This is a genomic window from Kitasatospora sp. NPDC059973, assembly GCF_042737525.1.
Classification (GTDB): domain Bacteria; phylum Actinomycetota; class Actinomycetes; order Streptomycetales; family Streptomycetaceae; genus Kitasatospora.
The window spans coordinates 53,027-71,403 of record NZ_JBHWUI010000021.1; the positions used below are offsets into that span (position 1 = coordinate 53,027).

Below are 18,377 nucleotides of genomic sequence, written 5' to 3' on the forward strand. Positions count from 1 at the left end.
TTTGGTACTTCGGGGGCTCGCTGGTTACGCAGGCGGTCGCCACCCGCTGAGCGGGCCGGGCCGCGGGGGTGTGGTAAGTCGGCCGGGCCGACTTCCCACTCCGTGGGAGACACCGCGTCAGAGCTCGGTCCGGCGGCGCCGGATGACGATGACGAGATCGACCACGGCGAACAGGGTGAGGAGCCCGCAGGCCACCGCGAATCCGGTGAGCGTGCCCCGGCCGGGCGCGCCGTACGCCGGGGCGTTGGCGGCCCATATCGCGAAAGCCACCGTCGCGACGGCGAACAGCGGGGTGAAGGTCAGGGAGAGCAGATAGCGCAGTTTGAGGTCGCTCCGGGCGGTACTGGGTTCGGTGCCGCTGCGCCAGCGCCGCGGCGTCGTGGCTCGCATACCCGCGCACCTCCCGTCGGACGGGATCCGGTCTACGATTCCAGCGTACGTCCGGGTACGAGCGGGGGAGGGGCGATGCCGGAAGCGGACGCGGAGGGCTACGCGGGCCTGCGGGTCGAGCGGGCGCGGGAGCTGGCCCACCGGGACGGCTGGACCTCGGTGCGGGTCCTCCAGCCGGGGGCGATGATGACCATGGACCACCGCGAGGGGCGGCTCAACCTCGCGGTGCGCGACGGGGTCGTGGAACGCAGCTGGGAGGGGTGAGCGCCGGCCCCCGGCGCCGGGCGGCCCGCTGTTCGAGGGCGGTCACCAGGGGCTCCAGGAGAGGCAGCGAGAGCAGCACCAGCAGGCCCGCGGCCCAGCCGGCCAGGACGTCGGTGACCCAGTGGGTGCCCAGGTAGATCGTGGTGAGCCCGACCGAAGCGGCGGTGGCGCCGGCGAGCACCGCGCCGCCGCGCCGCCACCGGACCGCCAGGTAGGCCAGGACGCCCCAGGTGACCACCGCGTTGGCGGTGTGCCCGGAGGGGAATATGGTGCCGCCGGAGAAGAGTTCGGGCGAGCCGACGTAGTGCGCGTAGTGGGGGCCCAGTCGGCCGGTGACGATCTTCACCGCGCCCACCGTGACGTTGAGCAGCAGCAGGGCTGCCCCCATCACCAGCAGCGGGCGCAGGCGCCGCAGCCGGAGGGCGCGCCAGCCGAGCCAGGCGAAGGCCGCCACGGCGGACGGGCCGCGCTGCCCGGCCACCACCCAGTTGTCGAGCAGCGGCTGCGGCCCGGGCCACCGTTCGTAGGGGCGGGCGAGGCGCACCGCCCAGTCGAGGTCGACCAGCGGGGTGTCGAGGAGGACGCCCGCCACCACCATCAGGTAGCCGAGCGAGGTGAGGGCCAGCAGCCCCGCGCGCCGTCGGCCGAGCGGGGGCCAGCCGGGTTCTCCGGAGGTGCGGCGGGAGCGCTTGCCGCGGGCGGTCGGGTTCTCCTGCACTTCACTCGGCGCTCGCACGCGGGTGACCCTACCCAGTGGACCGGCGTGACTCCCGGTGGAATTCGGAATTCTTCGGAGCGGCGTTTGAATGACCGGATCGCCCTCGCTCCGGTCCGATTTCCCGATATTCCCCTGTCGAATGTGCAAGCGAACACCGATCGCCCATTCCCAAGGGCGGGCAAAACACACGGAGTAGGAGACCGGCCACGCCGGTTCCCACTCCGTGGTAACCCTGTGTAGGTTCGATGGCTCAGTCGAGGGGACCGCCGGCCACGTAGATGACCTGGCCGGAGACGAATCCGGCGCCCTCGCTCGCCAGGAACGAGATGGTGTGCGCGACGTCCTCGGGCACACCGACCCGCTGGACCGGGATCTGCGAAGCGGCGGCCTTCTTGAACTCCTCGAACTCCATCCCGACCCGGGCGGCGGTGGCCGCCGTCATGTCGGTGGCGATGAATCCGGGGGCGACCGCGTTGGCGGTGACGCCGAAGCGGCCGAGTTCGATGGCGAGGGTCTTGGTGAAGCCCTGCAGACCGGCCTTGGCGGCGGAGTAGTTGGCCTGGCCGCGGTTGCCCTGGGCCGAGGAGGAGGACAGGTTGATCACGCGGCCGAAGCCGGCGTCCACCATGTGCTTCTGCACCGCGCGGGTCATCAGGAAGGCGCCGCGGAGGTGAACGTTCATGACCGTGTCCCAGTCGGACTCGGACATCTTGAAGATCAGGTTGTCGCGCAGCACGCCCGCGTTGTTCACGAGGACGACCGGCGGGCCGAGTTCGGCGGCGATCCGGTCCACGGCGGCCTGCACCTGTCCGGCGTCCGAGACGTCCGCTCCGACGGCGATCGCCCGGCCGCCGGCGGCGGTGATCCGGTCGACGGCGTCCTGGCCGGCCGCCTCCTCCAGGTCCAGCACGGCGACGGCGTAGCCGTCGGCCGCCAGCCGCTCGGCGGTGGCGGCGCCCAGGCCGCGTGCGGCGCCGGTGACGACGGCGACCCTGGGGGCGGTGCTCTGCTCGGTCATGCTCGCTCTCGTCTCTCTCGGATCTCGCCGGGAGGCTCCCGCGGAGTCGCCCGGCGGAGGGTGGACCGCTGAGTGGGCCACACCCTACCGGCGAGTAGGGTGCGCGGCCAGGGCGGAAGGCGCAGGTGACCGAGGGTAAGGACCGGCCGGTCGGCTTTCTCCTGCGAACGGGTTACCCACGGGTCGGCACGGCGCGTAAATATGCCAATGTTGCCGAACCTGCGTCTACTATCCGCCCCCGCCTGCCAGCAAGGGCCAGCCGTTTGTATAGTGTCCGCCAGCAGCCACCGGCTGCACGGCTGGAGCGCCCTCCCTCACAGCGGGACGCCCACTCGCCGTTACTGCCCCACCCGGGTGTCCCACACACACCGGGTGTGACATCGGGACGGATACATGGTGCTGGGGGAGATCCCGACGACCCGCGTGTCCGCGCGACTGCAGCAGTCGCCCGGGCACCTGATCCGCGTTGCACAGCAGGTACACACCCGTCTGTGGTCCGAACACGTCGGAGCCGATCTCACGGCTCCGCAGTTCGCCGTTCTGCTGGTCCTCGCCCTCGAACCGGGTGCTGACCAGCGGACGGTCGGCGAGCGCGCCTCGCTGGACAAGGCCACGATGGCCGAGATGGTCGCCCGGCTCGTCCGGCGCGGCCTGGTGTTGCGACGCCGCGATCCGGCCGACGGCCGGCGCAAACTGCTCGCTCTCTCGCAGAGCGGCGCACAGGCGGTGCGCGAGGCCACCGGCGGAGTGGTCCGCGTGCAGCGCACGCTCTTCGAGCCGCTCGCGGCCGAGGAGCAGCTGGAGATTGTCCGGGTGATGGCCAAGATAGCCAGGCTTGAACCCGCTGCGGTCGCCGTCCTCACCGACGCGCGGCCGATGCTGGACGCCCAGCGGGCGATCGGCTATCTGATCAGGGTGAGCCAGCAGGTGCACACCAAGCTCTGGTCGGAGCACGTCGGTTCGGAGCTGACGGCGCCGCAGTACGCGGTGCTCGACGCCCTCGAACTGGAACCGGGCGCGGACCAGCGCACGGTCGGTGAGCTGGCCTCGCTGGACAAGGCCACGATGGCCGAGATGGTCAGCCGGCTCGTCCGGCGCGGCCTGGTGCAGCGCCGGCGCGACCCTTCGGACGGGCGGCGCAACCTGCTGTCGCTCTCGCCGGCGGGTCAGGACCTGCTGCACCGTTCGGCCGCGGGCGTCGCCCAGGTCCAGCGGCTGCTGCTCGGTCCGCTGGACGAGGACGAGCACGAACCGGCGATGGCGCTGATCGCCAAGGCGGCCAGGCTCTAGCCTTCGCCTTCGAAATCCAGCCAAAACGATTCGCCAACGTACCGAAGGCCGCCGACCCGAATGGGGGAAGGCGGCCTTCGGTGTTGACGGTCCTTCAGGAGCACGGCGACGGCGCCGTGCTCACCGAGGGTGTCAGCTCCAGTCGAACTCCTGCGGGTCCGGACCGATCCGCACGCCGGTGGCGAGGCCGGCGATCGCGGCGAGGTCGGCCGCGTCCAGCTCGAAGCCGGCCACGTCCAGGTTCTCCTTGATCCGGGAGGGGGTGACCGACTTCGGGATCGCGACGACGCCGCTCTGCAGGTGCCAGCGGAGCACCACCTGGGCGACCGTGCGGCCGTGCTTCTCGGCGATCTGCGCCAGCACCGGCTCGGCGAGCAGCTCCTTGCCCTGGCCCAGCGGGCTCCAGGCCTCGGTGGCGATGCCGTGCCGGGCGTGGAAGGCGCGCAGCTCGTCCTGCGGGAAGTACGGGTGCAGCTCGACCTGGTTCAGCGCCGGCACGACCGAGGCCTCGTCGAGCAGGCGGGTGAGCTGCTCGGCCCCGAAGTTCGAGACGCCGATCGACTTGACCCGGCCGTCGGCCAGGAGCTGCTCGAAGGCCTTCCAGACGTTCGGGAAGGTGCCGTGCATCGGGCGCGGCCAGTGGATCAGGTAGAGGTCGAGGTACTCCAGGCCGAGCTTGGCCAGCGAGGCGTCGAACTCGCGCAGCACCGCGTCCCGGCCCTGCGGGCCGGACCAGTCGCGGGTGCCCGAGTTCCAGAGCTTGGTGGTGACGTAGAGGTCCGCACGGGCGACGCCGCCGCCCGCGATCGCCTCGCCGATCGCCCGGCCGGTGCCGGCCTCGTTCTCGTAGATCGCCGCGGTGTCGATCGAGCGGTAGCCCGACTCGATGGCGGTGCGGACGGCGGCCGTGGCCTCGGCGTCCGGGACCTGCCACACGCCGAAGCCCAGCTGCGGGATCTGCGAGCCGTTGTTGAGGGTGACGCTGGGGATGGTGCTCACGGGAAGGGGTGCCCTCCTGGTTGTCCATAGGTTCGTGTGGACCAACCTGCCCGTTGTCCGGATTGTTCCCGGCCGGGCAAAGAATTTTCTGACGCGTTGTACCGGCGTGCGCAGGAGGTCCGGGAGGGGGCGCGCGACGCGGAAAACCTGTTGCGCAGCTCACAGTCGCCTTGGCAGGCTCGCTGCCATGACCTCCTGAGCAGCCCCCCGGCCGTGACCGCACCGGCCCCGTCCTCCCCTTCCCCCACCACGTGCTCCCGGCGCCACCGCGCGACGAGCACGTCGTCGCCATTCGCCCGCACCACCCCCAACGGAGCGTCATGCCGCTCAAGACCCTGCCGCTGGCCGATCCCGGCGACCCGGATCTCTCCTCCCCCCTCGCCTTCCTGCGCTGGCTGCAGCGCAGCCAGCGGCGCGGTCAGGTGCTCGCCACCTGCTGGTCGCTGCTGGAGATGGGCAGCCGGGCGGCCCTGCCGCTCCCGGTGGGCCTCGGCGTCCAGGCCGCCGTGGACGGCGACGCCGCCGGCCTCCGGCGGGCCGGTGCCGCCGTGCTGGCCCTGGCCGTCGTCGCCGCCTTCGGCGCCGTCATGCTGCACCGCCAGGCGGTGTGGAACTGGATCCACGCCGCCACCCAGGTCCGCCAACTGGTCTCCCGTCAGGCCTCCCACCTGGGCGCCGGGCTGTCCCGGCGGATCGCCACCGGTGAGATCGTCGCCGTCGGCAGCGGGGACGTCGAGAAGATCGGCTGGTACGTCGAGCTGGTCGCCCGGCTCCGCGGCGCGGTGCTGGTCTGGCTGGCGGTCAGCGCCGCGGTGCTGGTCGCCGAGCCCGTGCTCGGCCTCGCCGTGCTGCTCGGCGTCCCGGTGCTGGCCGCCTCCGTCTGGCCGCTGCTCGGCCCCTTCGAGCGGCGCTACTCCGAACAGCGCGCGCTCGGCGGCAAGGCGACGGAGCTGGCCGCCGACACCGTGGCCGGGCTCCGGGTGCTCCGCGGCATCGGCGGCGAGGAGCTGTTCCTCGACCGCTACCGGGCGGCCTCCCAGAGGGTCCGCGCGGCCGCCGTCCGCTCGGCCCGGGTCTGGTCGCTGATGCAGGCCCAGCAGGTCCTGCTGCCGGGCCTCTTCGTGGTCGGCGTCACCTGGTACGGGGCCCGGCTGGCCGCGGACGGGGAGATCGGCATCGGCACCCTCGTCGCGGTGTACGGCGCCACCGCCTACCTGGCCGCGCCGCTGCGCATCCTCGGCGAGGCCGCGCACGCCTGGAGCGTCGCCCGGGTCTCCGCGGGGCGGGCCGTCCGGGTGCTCTCGCTCAGCCGGACGACCGGCACCGCCGAGGCCGTGCTCACCGGGCCGGGCCGGGCCGACCTGTTCGACCCGGTGACCGGGCTGACGCTGCGGGCCGGTGAGCTGACCGCCGTCGTCTGCGGCGACCCGGACTTCGCCGGGGCGCTGGCCGGCCGGCTCGGCGGGCACGTCCCGCTGGGCGAGGGGGAGCGGGCGCAGCCCTCCGTCCGGCTCGGCGGCACCGAGCTGGACGCCGTGCCGCTGGCCGAGGCCCGGGCGGCGGTGCTGGTCCACGACAAGGAGCCGGTGCTGCTCTCCGGCACCCTGGCCGAGCTCTTCGACATCCCCGCCTCGGGCCGGGTCACCCCCGCCGAGGCGCTGGCCGCCGCCCGCGCCGAGGACGTCCTGGACGCGCTGGTGGACGGCTCGCCCGAGTGCGCGGGGGACGCCATGCGGGCCGGGATCACCGAGCGCGGCCGCTCGCTCTCCGGCGGCCAGCGCCAGCGGCTGGCGCTGGCCCGCGCCCTGCTGGCCGACCCGCCGGTGCTCGTCCTGGACGAGCCCACCAGCGCGGTCGACGCCCACACCGAGTCCCGGATCGCCACCGGGCTGCGCGCGAGCCGGGAGGGGCGCACCACGGTGGTGTTCGCCACCAGCCCGCTGCTGCTGGACCAGGCGGACCGGGTGGTGCTGCTCCAGGGCGGCCGGGCCGTCGCGGCCGGCCGCCACCGCGAGCTGATGCGCACCGAGCCCGCCTACCGCGCCGTGGTCACCCGTGACGAGGAACCGGTCGCCGTCGGGGAGGGCGTATGAGCCCCGCACCCGTCCGCCGCCCCGCCCAGCCGAGGAGCACCGCATGAAGCCCCCCGCCCATCAGGAGCAGGGACCGGCCACCACCCTGCCGGTCGGCTCGCCGGCCACCGTCCGCGCCTACCTGCGGCTGCTCGCCCGGCGGCACCGGGCCGGCTTCGGCGCCGTGGTGGGCCTGCACTCGGTGGCCACCGTGGCCGGCCTGGTCGGGCCCTGGGTGCTCGGCACGCTGGTCGAGTCGCTGGCCACCGGCACCGCCGGGTCCACCATCGCGGTGGCCGTCGCCTGGTACCTGCTGGCCCTGGTGGTGCAGTCCGCCTTCACCTGGTGGTCCCGGCTGCGCGGCAGCGTCCTCGGCGAGCGGGTGCTGGCCGACCTGCGGGAGGACTTCCTGGTCCGGTCGGTGACGCTGCCGACCGGTGTGCTGGAGCGGGCCGGCACCGGGGACCTCGTCTCCCGGGGCACCACCGACATCGACCGGCTGGACAAGTCGGTCCGCGAGGCGGTGCCCGAGCTGGCCGTCGCCGTGGTATCGCTGCTGCTGGTGCTCGGCGCCCTGGTGGTGACCTCACCGCTGCTCGCGCTCACCTCGCTGATCGGCCTGCCGCTGCTGCTGGCCAGCTCGCGCTGGTACTTCCGGCGGGCCCCGCAGTCCTACCGCAACGAGTCGGCCGGCTACGCCGCGGTCAACACCGTGCTGGCCGAGACGGTCGACGCCGGGCGGACGGTCGAGACGCTGCGCCTGGGCGACGACCGGGTCCGGCTCACCGACCGCAAGCTCGGCGAGTGGCTCGCCTGGGAGCGGTACACCCTCTGGCTGCGCTCGGTCTGGTTCCCGACCATCGACGCGGTCTACACCCTGGCCGTGCTCGGGACGCTGGTGCTCGGCGGCCTGTTCACGCTGGAGGGCTGGATCACCGTCGGCCAGCTGACCACTGGGGTGCTCTACGCCCAGGCGCTCACCGGCCCGGTCGACCTGATCCTGCGCTGGTACGACGAGCTGCAGATCGGGCAGGCCTCGCTGGCGCGACTGGTCGGGGTCCGCGAGGTGCCCGAGCACGAGAGCGACGAGTCCGCCCGCCCGGACGGCCGGCACGTGCGGGCCGACGAGGTCCGGTTCGGCTACCGCGAGGGCGCCGACGTGCTGCACGGGATCAGCCTGGACGTCGCCCCGGGCAGCCGGGTCGCCCTGGTCGGTCCCTCCGGTGCGGGCAAGTCCACCCTGGGCCGGCTGCTGGCCGGGATCTACGCGCCCGGCCGGGGCAGCGTGACGCTGGGCGGGGCGGCGCTCTCGCGGATGCCGGCCGAGCGGGTCCGGGCGGAGGTGGCCCTGGTCAACCAGGAGCACCACGTCTTCGTCGGCACCCTGCGGGACAACCTGCGCCTCGCCGCGCCGGACGCCGCCGACACCGAGCTGCGCGCCGCGCTGGACGCGGTGGACGCCGGGGAGTGGGTGGACGCGCTGGCGCAGGGGCTGGACACCGAGGTCGGCTCGGGCGGCACCGCGCTGACCGCTCCGCAGGCGCAGCAACTGGCGCTGGCCCGACTGGTGCTGGCCGACCCGCACACCCTGGTCCTGGACGAGGCCACCTCGCTGCTGGACCCGAGGGCCGCCCGGCACCTGGAGCGCTCGCTCTCGCGGGTGCTGGAGGGCCGGACGGTGATCGCCATCGCGCACCGGCTGCACACCGCCCACGACGCGGACGTGATCGCCGTGGTCGAGGGCGGGCGGATCAGCGAGTACGGCAGCCACCCGGAGCTGGTCGCCGCGGGCGGTCCGTACGCGGCGCTCTGGCGGTCCTGGCGGGACGAGCGGTAACCGGGGGCGGCAGCGGCCCCCCGGGCGCTCTGCTGCCCCGACCGGCCACCGGTGGCCGGCCGCTCCCGGTGGCACAGCGCAAACCCGCACGGGGCAGGGTTGCCCCGTGCGGGTTACTCCCGGGCGCGTAACCGGACAAGTCGGTCGATCGGCCCCCAGACTGCGCGTGTGACCAAGATTTCAGACGGTTCCTCCAGCACCCGGCGCAGCGAGATCGGTGGCGTCCCCACCCGGTACATCGGGATCGGCGTCATCGTCGTGCTCGCGGTGTGGTTCCTGTTCGCCAACCTCGACAGGGTGAAGATCCAGTTCTGGGTGTTCACCGTGACCGCGCCGCTCTGGATCGCGCTGCTCGCCACCCTGCTCGCGGGCGGTGCGCTGGGGTGGTTGCTGAAGGGGCGGAGCACCAAGTGACGGCACCGCCGGGGGCGTCCGCCTTCGAGCCGCTGATCGAGCTGCGGGGCGTCAACAAGCACTTCGGCGAGCTGCACGTGCTGCAGGACATCGAGCTGACGGTGGGTCGCGGCGAGGTCGTGGTGGTGATCGGGCCCTCCGGCTCCGGCAAGTCCACGCTCTGCCGGGCGATCAACCGCCTGGAGCCGATCGAGTCGGGCAGCATCTCGATCGACGGCAAACCGCTGCCCGCGGAGGGCAAGGGGCTCGCCCTGCTGCGCGCGGACGTCGGGATGGTCTTCCAGTCCTTCAACCTGTTCTCCCACAAGACCGTGCTGCAGAACGTCTCGCTGGCGCAGATCAAGGTCCGCGGCCGGCCGCGCGCGGAGGCGGACGCGAAGTCCCGGGCCCTGCTGGAGCGGGTCGGGCTGGTCGCCCAGGCGGACAAGTACCCGGCGCAGCTGTCCGGGGGCCAGCAGCAGCGCGTCGCGATCGCCCGGGCGCTCGCCATGGAGCCCAAGGCACTGCTCTTCGACGAGCCCACCTCCGCCCTCGACCCCGAGATGATCAACGAGGTGCTGGACGTGATGCGCCAGCTCGCGCACGAGGGCATGACCATGGTGGTGGTCACCCACGAGATGGGGTTCGCCCGTGCCTCGGCCAACCGGGTGGTGTTCATGGCCGACGGGCGGATCGTCGAGGACCGTGCCCCCGAGGACTTCTTCGGCGCGCCGGAGAGCGAGCGCGCCCGGGACTTCCTGTCCAAGATCCTGAAGCACTGAGGCGGGCGCCGTGACGAGGAAGTGGACGCTCGCCGCCGCGGCCCTGATCGTGCTGCTGGCCGGCTGCGGCAAGGAGGGCACCCCGCCGCCGAAGGGTCCGCAGCCCAGCGCGCTGCCCAGCTACCAGGTGCGGGACGCCGCCGGCATCACCGGTTCGCCCACCCTGGACGCGGCGCGCGCCCGGGGCCACCTGGTGGTGGGGGCCAAGGAGGACCAGCCCTACCTCGGCCAGAAGAACCCGGCCACCGGGGAGTACTCCGGCTTCGACATCGAGATCGCCAAGATGGTCGGCGCCGACCTGGGCTTCGCGCCCGACCGGATCGAGTTCCGGACGATCGCCTCCGCCAACCGGGAGACCGCCCTGCAGAACGGGCAGGTGGACTACTACGTCGGCACCTACACCATCAACGACAACCGCAAGAAGCTGGTCGGGTTCGCGGGACCGTACTACCTGGCCGGCCAGTCGCTGCTGGTGCGCAGGAACAACGACACCATCCACGGCCCGGAGGACCTGAACGGCAAGAAGGTCTGCTCGGCGGCGGGCTCCACCCCGTACCAGCGGATCCAGAAGCAGTACCCCGACGTCAAGCTGATCGGCTACGACACCTACTCGGCCTGCGTGGACAACCTGATCACCGGCCAGGTGGACGCCGTCACCACGGACAACACGATCCTGATGGGCTACGCGGCCAAGGTGCCGGACGAGCTCAAGGTGGTCGGGCCGCTGTTCTCCCAGGAGCCGTACGGGATCGGGACGCCGAAGGACGACACCGTGCTGCGCTACGCGCTGGACGACGCCCTGGCGCACCACGAGGAGAACGGTGACTGGAAGCGGGCCTACGACGCCACCCTCGGCCTGTCCGGGGTGCCCGCGCCGACCCCGCCGCCGATCGACCGGTACTGAGAGGGCCGCCCCGTGAAGACGCTGACCGACAACTGGTCGACCTACTGGGAGGGCTTCCTCGGCACCCTCTCGCTGTTCGTGGTGAGCGCCGTGCTCGCCCTGGTGCTGGGCGTGCTGATCGCCGGCTTCCGGGTCTCGCCGGTGCGGCCGCTGCGGGTGTTCGGGACGGTCTGGGTGACGCTGCTGCGCAACACCCCGCTGACCCTGCTCTTCTTCATCGTGGTGCTGGGCCTGCCGCGGTTCGACATCACGCTGCCGTTCTTCACCTTCGCGGTGCTCGCGCTCGGCTGCTACACCTCGGCGTTCGTCTGCGAGGCGATGCGCGCGGGGGTCAACACCGTGCCCAGCGGCCAGGGCGAGGCGGCCCGGAGCCTGGGCATGACCTTCGGGCAGACGATGAGCCTGGTGGTGCTGCCGCAGGCGTACCGGTCGGTGGTCGCCCCGATCGGCAGTGTGATGATCGCGCTGGCCAAGAACACCGCGATCGCCGGCTCGTTCAGCGTGACCGAACTGCTCGGCAGCTACCGGACCATCAACGAGCTGGGGTACAGCATCATCTGGACCTTCGTCTGGATCGCCGTCGGCTACCTGATCATCACCCTGGCCGTCAGCGCGCTCTTCAACGTGCTGGAACGACGAGTGGCGGTGTCGCGATGACGGTGGAATCCTCGGCGCTCTACGACATCCCCGGCCCCAAGGCGCTGGCCCGGCACCGGCTGTACGGGCTGATCGCACTGGTCGCGATCGCCGTGCTGATCGGGTGGATCGTCTACATGCTGTTCCACACCGAGCAGTTCACGTACCAGAAGTGGATGGCCTTCGAGTACGAGGGCGTGCAGGACCTGCTGCTGCGCGGGCTGGGGAACACGCTCAAGGCCTTCGGATGGACGGTGCTGTTCGCGCTGCCGTTCGGCGCGCTGTTCGCGGCCGGGCGGCTCTCCGACCACCGGGCGGTGCGCTGGCTCTCCACCCTGGTGGTGGAGTTCTTCCGGGCCATGCCGGTGCTGGTGATGATCTTCTTCATCTTCGTCGCGCTCAAGGTGGAACCGCTCTGGGCGCTGGTGGCCGGTCTGGTGCTGTACAACGGCTCGGTGCTGGCCGAGGTGTTCCGGGCCGGTGTGCTCGCGGTGCCCGCCGGGCAGCGCGAGGCGGCGTACGCGCTGGGCATGCGCAAGACCCAGGTGATGTCCTACGTGCTGGTGCCGCAGGCCAACCGGGCGATGCTGCCGGCCATCATCAGCCAGCTGGTGGTGGCGCTCAAGGACACCTCGCTGGGCTTCCTGATCACCTACGAGGAGTTCCTGCACGCGGGCAAGCTGATCGCCACCAACCTCGACTACGACCTGCCGTTCATCCCGGTGGTGATGGTGATCTCGCCGATCTACATCGGGATGTGCCTGGCGCTCTCCTGGCTGGCCCGGTGGGTCGAGGCCCGTACCCGGCGCAGTCCGAGCACCCAGGGCGGCGCACCGGTCGCCGAGGCCGGACTGGTGCTGGGGCTGCCCCCGGATGAGTAGGAGCGTCGGGAACGCACCGGAGAAACCATAGGTGCGGGTGGGAATAGCTCCGGCATCTCCAAAGTCTGCTTATGATTCCTGGGACCAGGGGCGCGGGCAGGTGGAGGGGCAGTGGAGCCGGTATTCGACTCGCGGCACATCAGGACCTTCCACGAGGTCGTCCGGGCCGGCTCCTACTCGGCCGCCGCCCGCGAACTCGGCTACACCCAGCCCGCCATCACCCAGCAGATGAAGGCGCTGGAGCGGTCCGTCGGAGTGCCGCTGTTCACCCGGGCCGGGCGCGGGCTGCGCCTCACCGAGGCCGGTGAGGCACTGGCCCGGCACGCCGAACTGATCCTCGGCAGTCTCGCCGCGGCCCAGCAGCAACTCGGCGCGCTCGCCCGGTTGCGCGCCGGGAGGGTCCGGGTCTGCGCGTTCCCGAGCGCCAACGCGACCCTGATACCCCAGGCGATGGCCCGGCTGCTCGCCGAGCACCCCGGGGTCCGGGTGGAACTGCTGGAGGCCGAACCGCCCGACTCCGTGCAGCGGCTGCTGCGCGGCGAGTGCGACATCGCGCTCTCCTTCCGCTACCCGGGCGTCGCTGCCGAGCTGCCGCCCGAGCTGGACGAGATCCCGCTGATGGAGGACCTGCTCACGGTGCTGCTGCCGGTCGGCCACCCGCTGGGCCGCCGGCACGCCGTCCGGCTGGCCGACCTCGACGGCGAGCGCTGGATCGCCGGCTGTCCGCGCTGCCGGGCCAACCTGCTGCACGTCTGCGCCGAGGAGGGCTTCGCACCCGACATCGTCTTCTCCACCGACGACAACCTGGCGGTGCAGAGCCTGGTCGCCGCCGGGGTCGGGATCGCGCTGATGCCCGCGCTGGTGCTCTCCTTCATGTGCCACCGCAAGGTCACCGGGCGCGCCGTCGAGCCGCACCTGCGGCGCCAGGTGAGCGCGTACGTGCTCCGCGAGCACCGCCGGATCCCGGCCACCGCGCTGGTGCTGGACCAGTTGCGGTCCGCGGCGGCCTCGCGGGTGGGCTGCTGATCCCCGCCGTTCGACGACCGGCCCGTCGGCCCGAGGTCAATCCATAAGCGGGGTTTGGGGAAGAGCGAAAGAACCCTCCTTGGACGTGATGGGTCGGCCGGGGCCAACCTGCTGGCATGACACCCTCCGCCACGGTCGGCAGCGACCGGCTCACCGAGCGCATGACCGCCCTGGTCGGCGAGATCCGCGCGGTCGTGGACCGCGGCCTGCCGCCGGAACTCACCGCCTACCTGGTCGGTGAGCGACTCGCCCCGCACCTGGGGGACGCCGGCCTGCTCACCGAGGCGCAGCGCGAGGGGGATCCCGACCGCTACCGCCAGCACGTCCTGCACGCCGAGGCCGACGGCGGGTTCTCGGTCGTCGCGCTGGTCTGGCTGCCCGGCCAGGAGACCCCGATCCACGACCACGTCTCCTGGTGCGTGGCCGGCGTCCACCAGGGCAAGGAGAGCGAGACCCGCTACCGGCTGGTGTCCGACGGACGCACCGCCCACCTGGTGGAGACCGAGCACGTGGTCGGCCCGGCCGGCACGGTCGCCGCCTTCGCCCCGCCCGGCGACATCCACCTGGTGCGCAACGCCTGCTCCTCCACGGCCATCTCGATCCACGTCTACGGCGCCGACGTCTCCCGGCTGGGCACCAGCATCCGGCGCGTCTACCGGCTGCCCGCCGACGGGCGGCGGTGAGCACGCCGTGGCACTGACCCTCCGGGACCGGCCCGTCCGCACCCGCGCACTGCCCCCGCTCGGCGGCGACGTCCCCGGGCTGCTGCTCGCCGCCCTCGGCGTGGCCGCCGCGCTCGCGATCCACCAGGCCGTGCCCGCCGTGCCCAAGCTCACCGCCGCCGTGGTGCTCGGCATGGCCGCCGCCCACCTGCCCGGGCTGCGCCCGGTGGTCCGCGGGGTGGCCCGGCCGGGCCTCTCGACGGCCGGGAAGCGGCTGATGCGGCTCGGCATCGTGCTGCTCGGCCTCAAGCTCGGCCTGGACGACGTGCTCGGCCTCGGCTGGGCCACCGTCGCCATGGTGGTCGCCGTGGTGGCCGCCACCTTCGCCGGGACCGTCTGGCTCGGACGCCGGCTCGGCCTGCCGGGCGACCAGCCGCTGCTCGTCGCCACCGGGTACTCGATCTGCGGGGCCTCGGCGATCGGCGCGGTCAGCCAGGCCGCCGGCAGCGAGGAGGAGGACGTCGCCGCCTCCGTCGCGCTGGTCACCCTCTGCGGCACCCTGGCCATCGCCGTCCTCCCGCTGCTCCACCAGCCGCTCGGGCTGGACGACGCCGGGTTCGGGCGCTGGGTCGGCGCCAGCGTGCACGACGTCGGGCAGGTGGTCGCCACCGCGCAGACCGGCGGGGCGGGCGCGCTGCGCGAGGCCGTCCTGGTCAAGCTGATGCGGGTGGTGCTGCTGGCGCCACTGGTCGCCGGGGTCGCCGTCGCGATGCGGCGGGCGCGCCGGGGCACCCCCGGGGCCACCGGCAAGCGGCCGCCGATCGTGCCGCTCTTCGTGGCCGGGTTCCTCGCGATGATCGCGCTGCGGACCACCGGCGTGCTGCCCGACCGGGCGCTCACGCTGGCCGGGGACGCGCAGGAGCTGCTGCTGGCGGCCGCGCTGTTCGGCCTCGGCAGCGCCGTGCACCTGCCGACCATGCTGCGCACCGGCGGGCGGATCGCCCTGCTGGGGCTGGCCTCCTGGGTGATGGTCGCCGGCGTCAGCTACGCGGGGGTGCTGATCACGACGTGACCGGCGGGGCGGTGGCCTCGGCTATTGTCGGGCGGGTACTCGTTCGCCGAGCCGTTCTGCACCCGAGCCCGGGAGGAATCGCCGCATGTCCATCGCACTGCCCGCACGGGACGACCAGGAGGCCGTCGTCACCCTCGACCGGCGGGAGGGCCCGTTCGGCGAGGTGGTGCTGCGTCGGCGCGGACGGCACTTCGAGATCATCGCGAACGGCTGCTTCCTGATGGACACCGCCGACGGCCGCTCCGAGCGGTTGCTGGTCCAGGCGGCGCTGGACGAGCTGGACCGCACCGGCCCCGCGGTGGAGCGCCCCTCGGTGCTGATCGGCGGGCTCGGCGTCGGATTCTCGCTGGCGTACGCGGTGGCCGAGGCGCGCTGGGGCCGGATCGCGATCGTCGAGCGCGAGAACGCGATCATCGACTGGCACCGGAGTGGTCCGTTGGGTGCCTTCTCCGGCGGCGCGCTGGAGGACGAGCGGGTGGCGGTGCTCCACACCGACCTGCTGGAGTACCTGGCGGCGGCGGACGGCGAGCGCTACGACGCGCTCTGCCTGGACATCGACAACGGCCCGGACTGGACGGTCACCGACTCCAACGCCGGGCTCTACGGCGCCGACGGGCTGGCCGTGCTCCGGCACCGGCTGCGGCCGGGCGGGGTGCTGGCGGTCTGGAGCGCGCAGCCCTCCCCGGACTTCGAGGAGGCGCTGCGCGCGGCGGGCTTCTCGGACGTGGTCACCCACGAGATCGAGGTCGCCCGGGGAGTGCCGGACGTGGTGCACCTGGCCCGGCGCGCCGACTGAGCGCCGCGCCGGGCAGGGTCGTCCTGGGCCGGGCCGGGCGGGCTGGGCCGGGCTGGGCTGTACCGGTGGCCTACTTCAGACCGTTGTCCACCGCGGCCATCAGTTCGCCGTTCGGGGTGTCGCCGTCGAAGGCCCACACCATCGCGCCGGCCAGCCCCTGGGACTTGATCCAGGCGGTCTTGCGGGCGATCTCGATCGGGTCGTCGTAGGTGTAGAGGACGGTCCCGTTGTAGATGTACGCGTGGCCGGCCACCGGATCCCGGTAAATGGTGTAACCGCCGCCGGTGGCCATCTGCTTGAGCTTCTTGTAGTCCTCGAAGCCGGCCTCGTACGTCCCCGGGCCGGGGCCCGTCGCGGTCTGGAACAGGCCGTTGGTGGTGCCGCGCGGCACCCCCGTCCAGCCGCGTCCGTAGAACGGGATGCCCAGGGTCAGCTTGCTCTTCGGAGCGCCGCCGTTGAGGTAGGCGTTGATGGCGATCTCGGAGCTGAACTGCCGGTCCGGGGTGCTCGGGTCACCGGCCGCGAGCTTGATCGCGGACTGCTGGTTGGTGCTCATCTCCCAGCCGCCGTGGTAGTCGTAGCCCTGGATGGTGGCGAAGTCGAAGGCGCCGAACAGCCCGGGGATGTCGATGCCGGCGGTGACCTTCGCGGGGTCGGCCGGGAGGAAGGCGCTCAGCGTGTAGTGCTTGGCGGTGGTGGCGCCGAGGGCGTCCAGCTGGCGCCGGAACTCCTGGGCCAGCAGGGTGTAGTTGGCCTTGTCGGTCGGGCGGAAGATGTTCCCGTCGTGCCCGCCGGAGGCCGGCCACTCCCAGTCGAGGTCGATGCCGTCGAAGATGCCGGCCGCGCTGCCCGGGCCGCCGCGGCCGTCGATGACCGGCAGGTTGCCCTTGATGTACATGTCGATGCAGGAGCTCACCAGCGCCTTGCGGGAGGCGTCGGTGGCGGCCGCGTCGGAGAACCACTTGCTGTACGACCAACCGCCCAGCGAGATCTGGATCTTGAGGTTGGGGTACTTGGCCTTGAGCTGCTTCAACTGGTTGAAGTTGCCCGCCAGCTTCTGGTCCCAGGTGTCGGTGGTGCCGGCCACCGAGCTGCCGGCGTCCCAGCCCTTGCCGAAGTCGGCCCAGGCGTCACCGGCGCCGTCTCCCGCGTTGGGGTCGTTGTCCGGTCCGGCGGCCTTGTTGGTGATGAAGCACTGCTTGGTGGTCGGGTGGATGTTGGCGAAGGCGTAGTTGAGCGTGGTGAGCCGGCCGGCCGAGCCGGAGGTGTCGAGCTGCTTCACGCTGTACCCGCGGGCGTAGATGCTCCACTGGGTGAAGTAGCCGATCTTCAGCGCGCCGGGGTTGCTCCCGCCGGGCTGGGTCTTGCCGGTCACGGCGTTCGACGCGGGGGAGACGTTGCCGGCCGCGTCACGGGCCTTCACGGTGAAGGTGTACGAGGTGTCCGGAGCCAGGTTGCCCACGGTGGCGGAGGTGCCCGTGACGGTGGCGGCGAGCGCGGTGCCGTTGTAGACGTCGTAGGCGGTGACCCCGATGTTGTCGGTGCTGGCGCCCCAGGTGAGCGAGACGCTGTTGGCGTCCGAGCCGGTGACCAGCGGGGTGCCGGGGGTGGTCGGCGCCTGGCGGTCCGGGTCGGTCGGCGGCTTGGTGGTGGCGGTGACCGGGCCGGCGGCGGCCGAACGGTTGCCCGCGGCGTCGAAGGCCTGGACGGTGAACTGGTAGGCGGTGCCGGCGGTCAGGCCCTGGACGGTGACCGCCGTGGTGGCGCCGTCCGTGGTGGCGACCTTGGTGGCGCCCTGGAACACGTCGTAGCCGGTGACCCCGACGTTGTCGGTGCTCGCCGTCCAGGCGAGGTCGACGGTGGTCTGGGTGGTGGTGCCGGCCCGGAGGCCGCCGGGCACGGTCGGCGCGCTCTGGTCCCCGCCGGCGCCGTCGCAGGGCTGGCCGTTCAGCTTGCAGTTGAGCAGCGGCTTGTAGGCGCCCGAGTAGGCGATGTTGAAGCCGAAGTTGTACGTGCCGCCCGGCGGCAGGTTGCCGGCCCAGCTGGGGTTCTTGACCGTAACGTGCGAACTCGCCGTGGTGTAGCTCGCGTTCCAGAGCGAGGCGACCGTGTTGGCGGCCGGCAGGTCGAACTCCAGGGTCCAGCTGGGCAGGGCGGCGCTGGAGCCGTTGGTGATGGTGTAGCTGCCCTCGTAGCCGGTGCTCCAGTCGCTGCCCTTGGTGAACGTCGCGGTGGCGGACCCGGCGGCGTGGGCGGCGGTGCTGGGCAGGGAGACGGCGAGCAGCGGGACGATCAGGGTCCCGGCCGCCAGCAGCGGCAGCTTGATCCGACGTCGGCGCATGGTTGTGGCTCCTGTCCTGGGGCCTCCGGGCATGCCGGGTCGCCCCGTTACCTGTGGGGAGGTGTCAGGTGCGTGGAGCAGCGTGCGGGAGCTCCGGGCCGTCGGGCGGCGCGGAACCGGAGACCTCCGGCCGTCGGGGTGCCGTCAGGATCCTGTGCTCCCCGAGGGTAGGGAGCCGGTCGGCAACTGGCAATAGGTCTGTACCAGTTGACGGTGGTGGACATGGCGGGCGGCGCGGTCGCCGGTCAGTGGGGCCGGGCGCGGACGCGCACCGGCGGCCGCCCCTGGTGCGGGGC

18 protein-coding genes are annotated in these 18,377 nt (G+C 72.6%); 13 read left to right on the forward strand and 5 right to left on the reverse strand.

Going from position 1 to position 18,377, the window contains the following annotated elements:
• Positions 1–117: 117 nt before the first annotated feature.
• Positions 118–390 carry a DUF6343 family protein gene (locus tag ACFWA9_RS08675; protein ID WP_329490728.1) on the reverse strand — a complete coding sequence of 91 codons (273 nt, stop codon included), beginning with the start codon at positions 388–390 and terminating at the stop codon, positions 118–120.
• 75 nt (positions 391–465) lie between these two features.
• Here ACFWA9_RS08675 and ACFWA9_RS08680 point away from each other — a divergent pair, with 75 nt between their 5' ends.
• Positions 466–654, forward strand: coding sequence for an I78 family peptidase inhibitor (locus ACFWA9_RS08680; RefSeq protein ID WP_329490729.1), 189 nt, complete (start codon positions 466–468; stop codon positions 652–654).
• Here the strand turns inward: ACFWA9_RS08680 and ACFWA9_RS08685 are convergent.
• Both ACFWA9_RS08685 and fabG read right to left on the reverse strand, forming a co-directional pair.
• Positions 605–1,390, reverse strand: a complete 786-nt coding sequence (locus ACFWA9_RS08685; RefSeq protein WP_380384660.1) for a phosphatase PAP2 family protein — start codon at positions 1,388–1,390, stop codon at positions 605–607. The two genes, ACFWA9_RS08680 and ACFWA9_RS08685, sit on opposite strands and share 50 nt — an antisense overlap.
• A 232-nt stretch (positions 1,391–1,622) precedes the next feature.
• The gene (gene fabG / locus ACFWA9_RS08690; protein ID WP_329490731.1) at positions 1,623–2,390 is read right to left on the reverse strand and encodes a 3-oxoacyl-ACP reductase FabG; all 768 of its coding nucleotides are present in this window, start codon (positions 2,388–2,390) and stop codon (positions 1,623–1,625) included.
• Positions 2,391–2,813: 423 nt separating this feature from the next.
• On the opposite strand from fabG, the gene ACFWA9_RS08695 reads away from it, so the two are divergent.
• Positions 2,814–3,680: a MarR family winged helix-turn-helix transcriptional regulator gene (locus ACFWA9_RS08695; RefSeq protein WP_352292440.1), complete on the forward strand. Its 867-nt coding sequence runs from the start codon at positions 2,814–2,816 to the stop codon at positions 3,678–3,680.
• Positions 3,681–3,812: 132 nt separating this feature from the next.
• On the opposite strand, the gene ACFWA9_RS08700 is transcribed toward ACFWA9_RS08695, so the two are convergent.
• Complete coding sequence (locus ACFWA9_RS08700; protein WP_352292438.1) at positions 3,813–4,679, reverse strand: aldo/keto reductase; 867 nt, start codon at positions 4,677–4,679, stop codon at positions 3,813–3,815.
• Between the two features lie 320 nt (positions 4,680–4,999).
• Here ACFWA9_RS08700 and ACFWA9_RS08705 point away from each other — a divergent pair, with 320 nt between their 5' ends.
• From ACFWA9_RS08705 to ACFWA9_RS08755, 11 genes are all read left to right on the forward strand, one after another.
• Positions 5,000–6,772 (forward strand): ABC transporter transmembrane domain-containing protein, encoded by a 1,773-nt coding sequence (locus ACFWA9_RS08705; protein WP_380384665.1) that lies wholly within the window; start codon positions 5,000–5,002, stop codon positions 6,770–6,772.
• A gap of 43 nt (positions 6,773–6,815) precedes the next feature.
• Positions 6,816–8,588 carry an ABC transporter ATP-binding protein gene (locus tag ACFWA9_RS08710; protein WP_380384668.1) on the forward strand — a complete coding sequence of 591 codons (1,773 nt, stop codon included), beginning with the start codon at positions 6,816–6,818 and terminating at the stop codon, positions 8,586–8,588.
• A 168-nt stretch (positions 8,589–8,756) separates the two neighbouring features.
• Entirely contained in the window at positions 8,757–9,002 is a 246-nt protein-coding gene (locus ACFWA9_RS08715) for a LapA family protein (protein WP_380384671.1), read from the forward strand.
• Positions 8,999–9,763 carry an amino acid ABC transporter ATP-binding protein gene (locus tag ACFWA9_RS08720; protein ID WP_359806889.1) on the forward strand — a complete coding sequence of 255 codons (765 nt, stop codon included), beginning with the start codon at positions 8,999–9,001 and terminating at the stop codon, positions 9,761–9,763. The genes ACFWA9_RS08715 and ACFWA9_RS08720 overlap by 4 nt, the downstream gene beginning before the upstream one ends.
• A 10-nt stretch (positions 9,764–9,773) precedes the next feature.
• The gene (locus ACFWA9_RS08725; RefSeq protein ID WP_380384674.1) at positions 9,774–10,667 is read left to right on the forward strand and encodes a glutamate ABC transporter substrate-binding protein; all 894 of its coding nucleotides are present in this window, start codon (positions 9,774–9,776) and stop codon (positions 10,665–10,667) included.
• Positions 10,668–10,679: 12 nt separating this feature from the next.
• On the forward strand, positions 10,680–11,324 hold the full coding sequence (locus ACFWA9_RS08730) for an amino acid ABC transporter permease (protein WP_329490737.1): 645 nt from the start codon (positions 10,680–10,682) through the stop codon (positions 11,322–11,324).
• Positions 11,321–12,184, forward strand: coding sequence for an amino acid ABC transporter permease (locus ACFWA9_RS08735; protein WP_380384678.1), 864 nt, complete (start codon positions 11,321–11,323; stop codon positions 12,182–12,184). Before ACFWA9_RS08730 ends, ACFWA9_RS08735 begins: the two co-directional genes overlap by 4 nt.
• 111 nt (positions 12,185–12,295) lie before the next feature.
• Positions 12,296–13,210, forward strand: a complete 915-nt coding sequence (locus tag ACFWA9_RS08740) for a LysR family transcriptional regulator (RefSeq protein ID WP_329490739.1) — start codon at positions 12,296–12,298, stop codon at positions 13,208–13,210.
• 116 nt (positions 13,211–13,326) lie between these two features.
• Complete coding sequence (locus ACFWA9_RS08745) at positions 13,327–13,893, forward strand: cysteine dioxygenase family protein (RefSeq protein ID WP_329490740.1); 567 nt, start codon at positions 13,327–13,329, stop codon at positions 13,891–13,893.
• A 13-nt stretch (positions 13,894–13,906) separates the two neighbouring features.
• Positions 13,907–14,944, forward strand: a complete 1,038-nt coding sequence (locus ACFWA9_RS08750; protein ID WP_329492353.1) for a putative sulfate exporter family transporter — start codon at positions 13,907–13,909, stop codon at positions 14,942–14,944.
• An 85-nt stretch (positions 14,945–15,029) separates the two neighbouring features.
• A complete protein-coding gene (locus ACFWA9_RS08755) occupies positions 15,030–15,740 on the forward strand; it encodes a spermidine synthase (protein ID WP_380384682.1) in 711 nt (236 codons plus the stop codon).
• A 70-nt stretch (positions 15,741–15,810) separates the two neighbouring features.
• Here the strand turns inward: ACFWA9_RS08755 and ACFWA9_RS08760 are convergent, their stop codons facing one another.
• Complete coding sequence (locus ACFWA9_RS08760; protein WP_380384684.1) at positions 15,811–18,081, reverse strand: glycosyl hydrolase family 18 protein; 2,271 nt, start codon at positions 18,079–18,081, stop codon at positions 15,811–15,813.
• Positions 18,082–18,377: the final 296 nt, after the last annotated feature.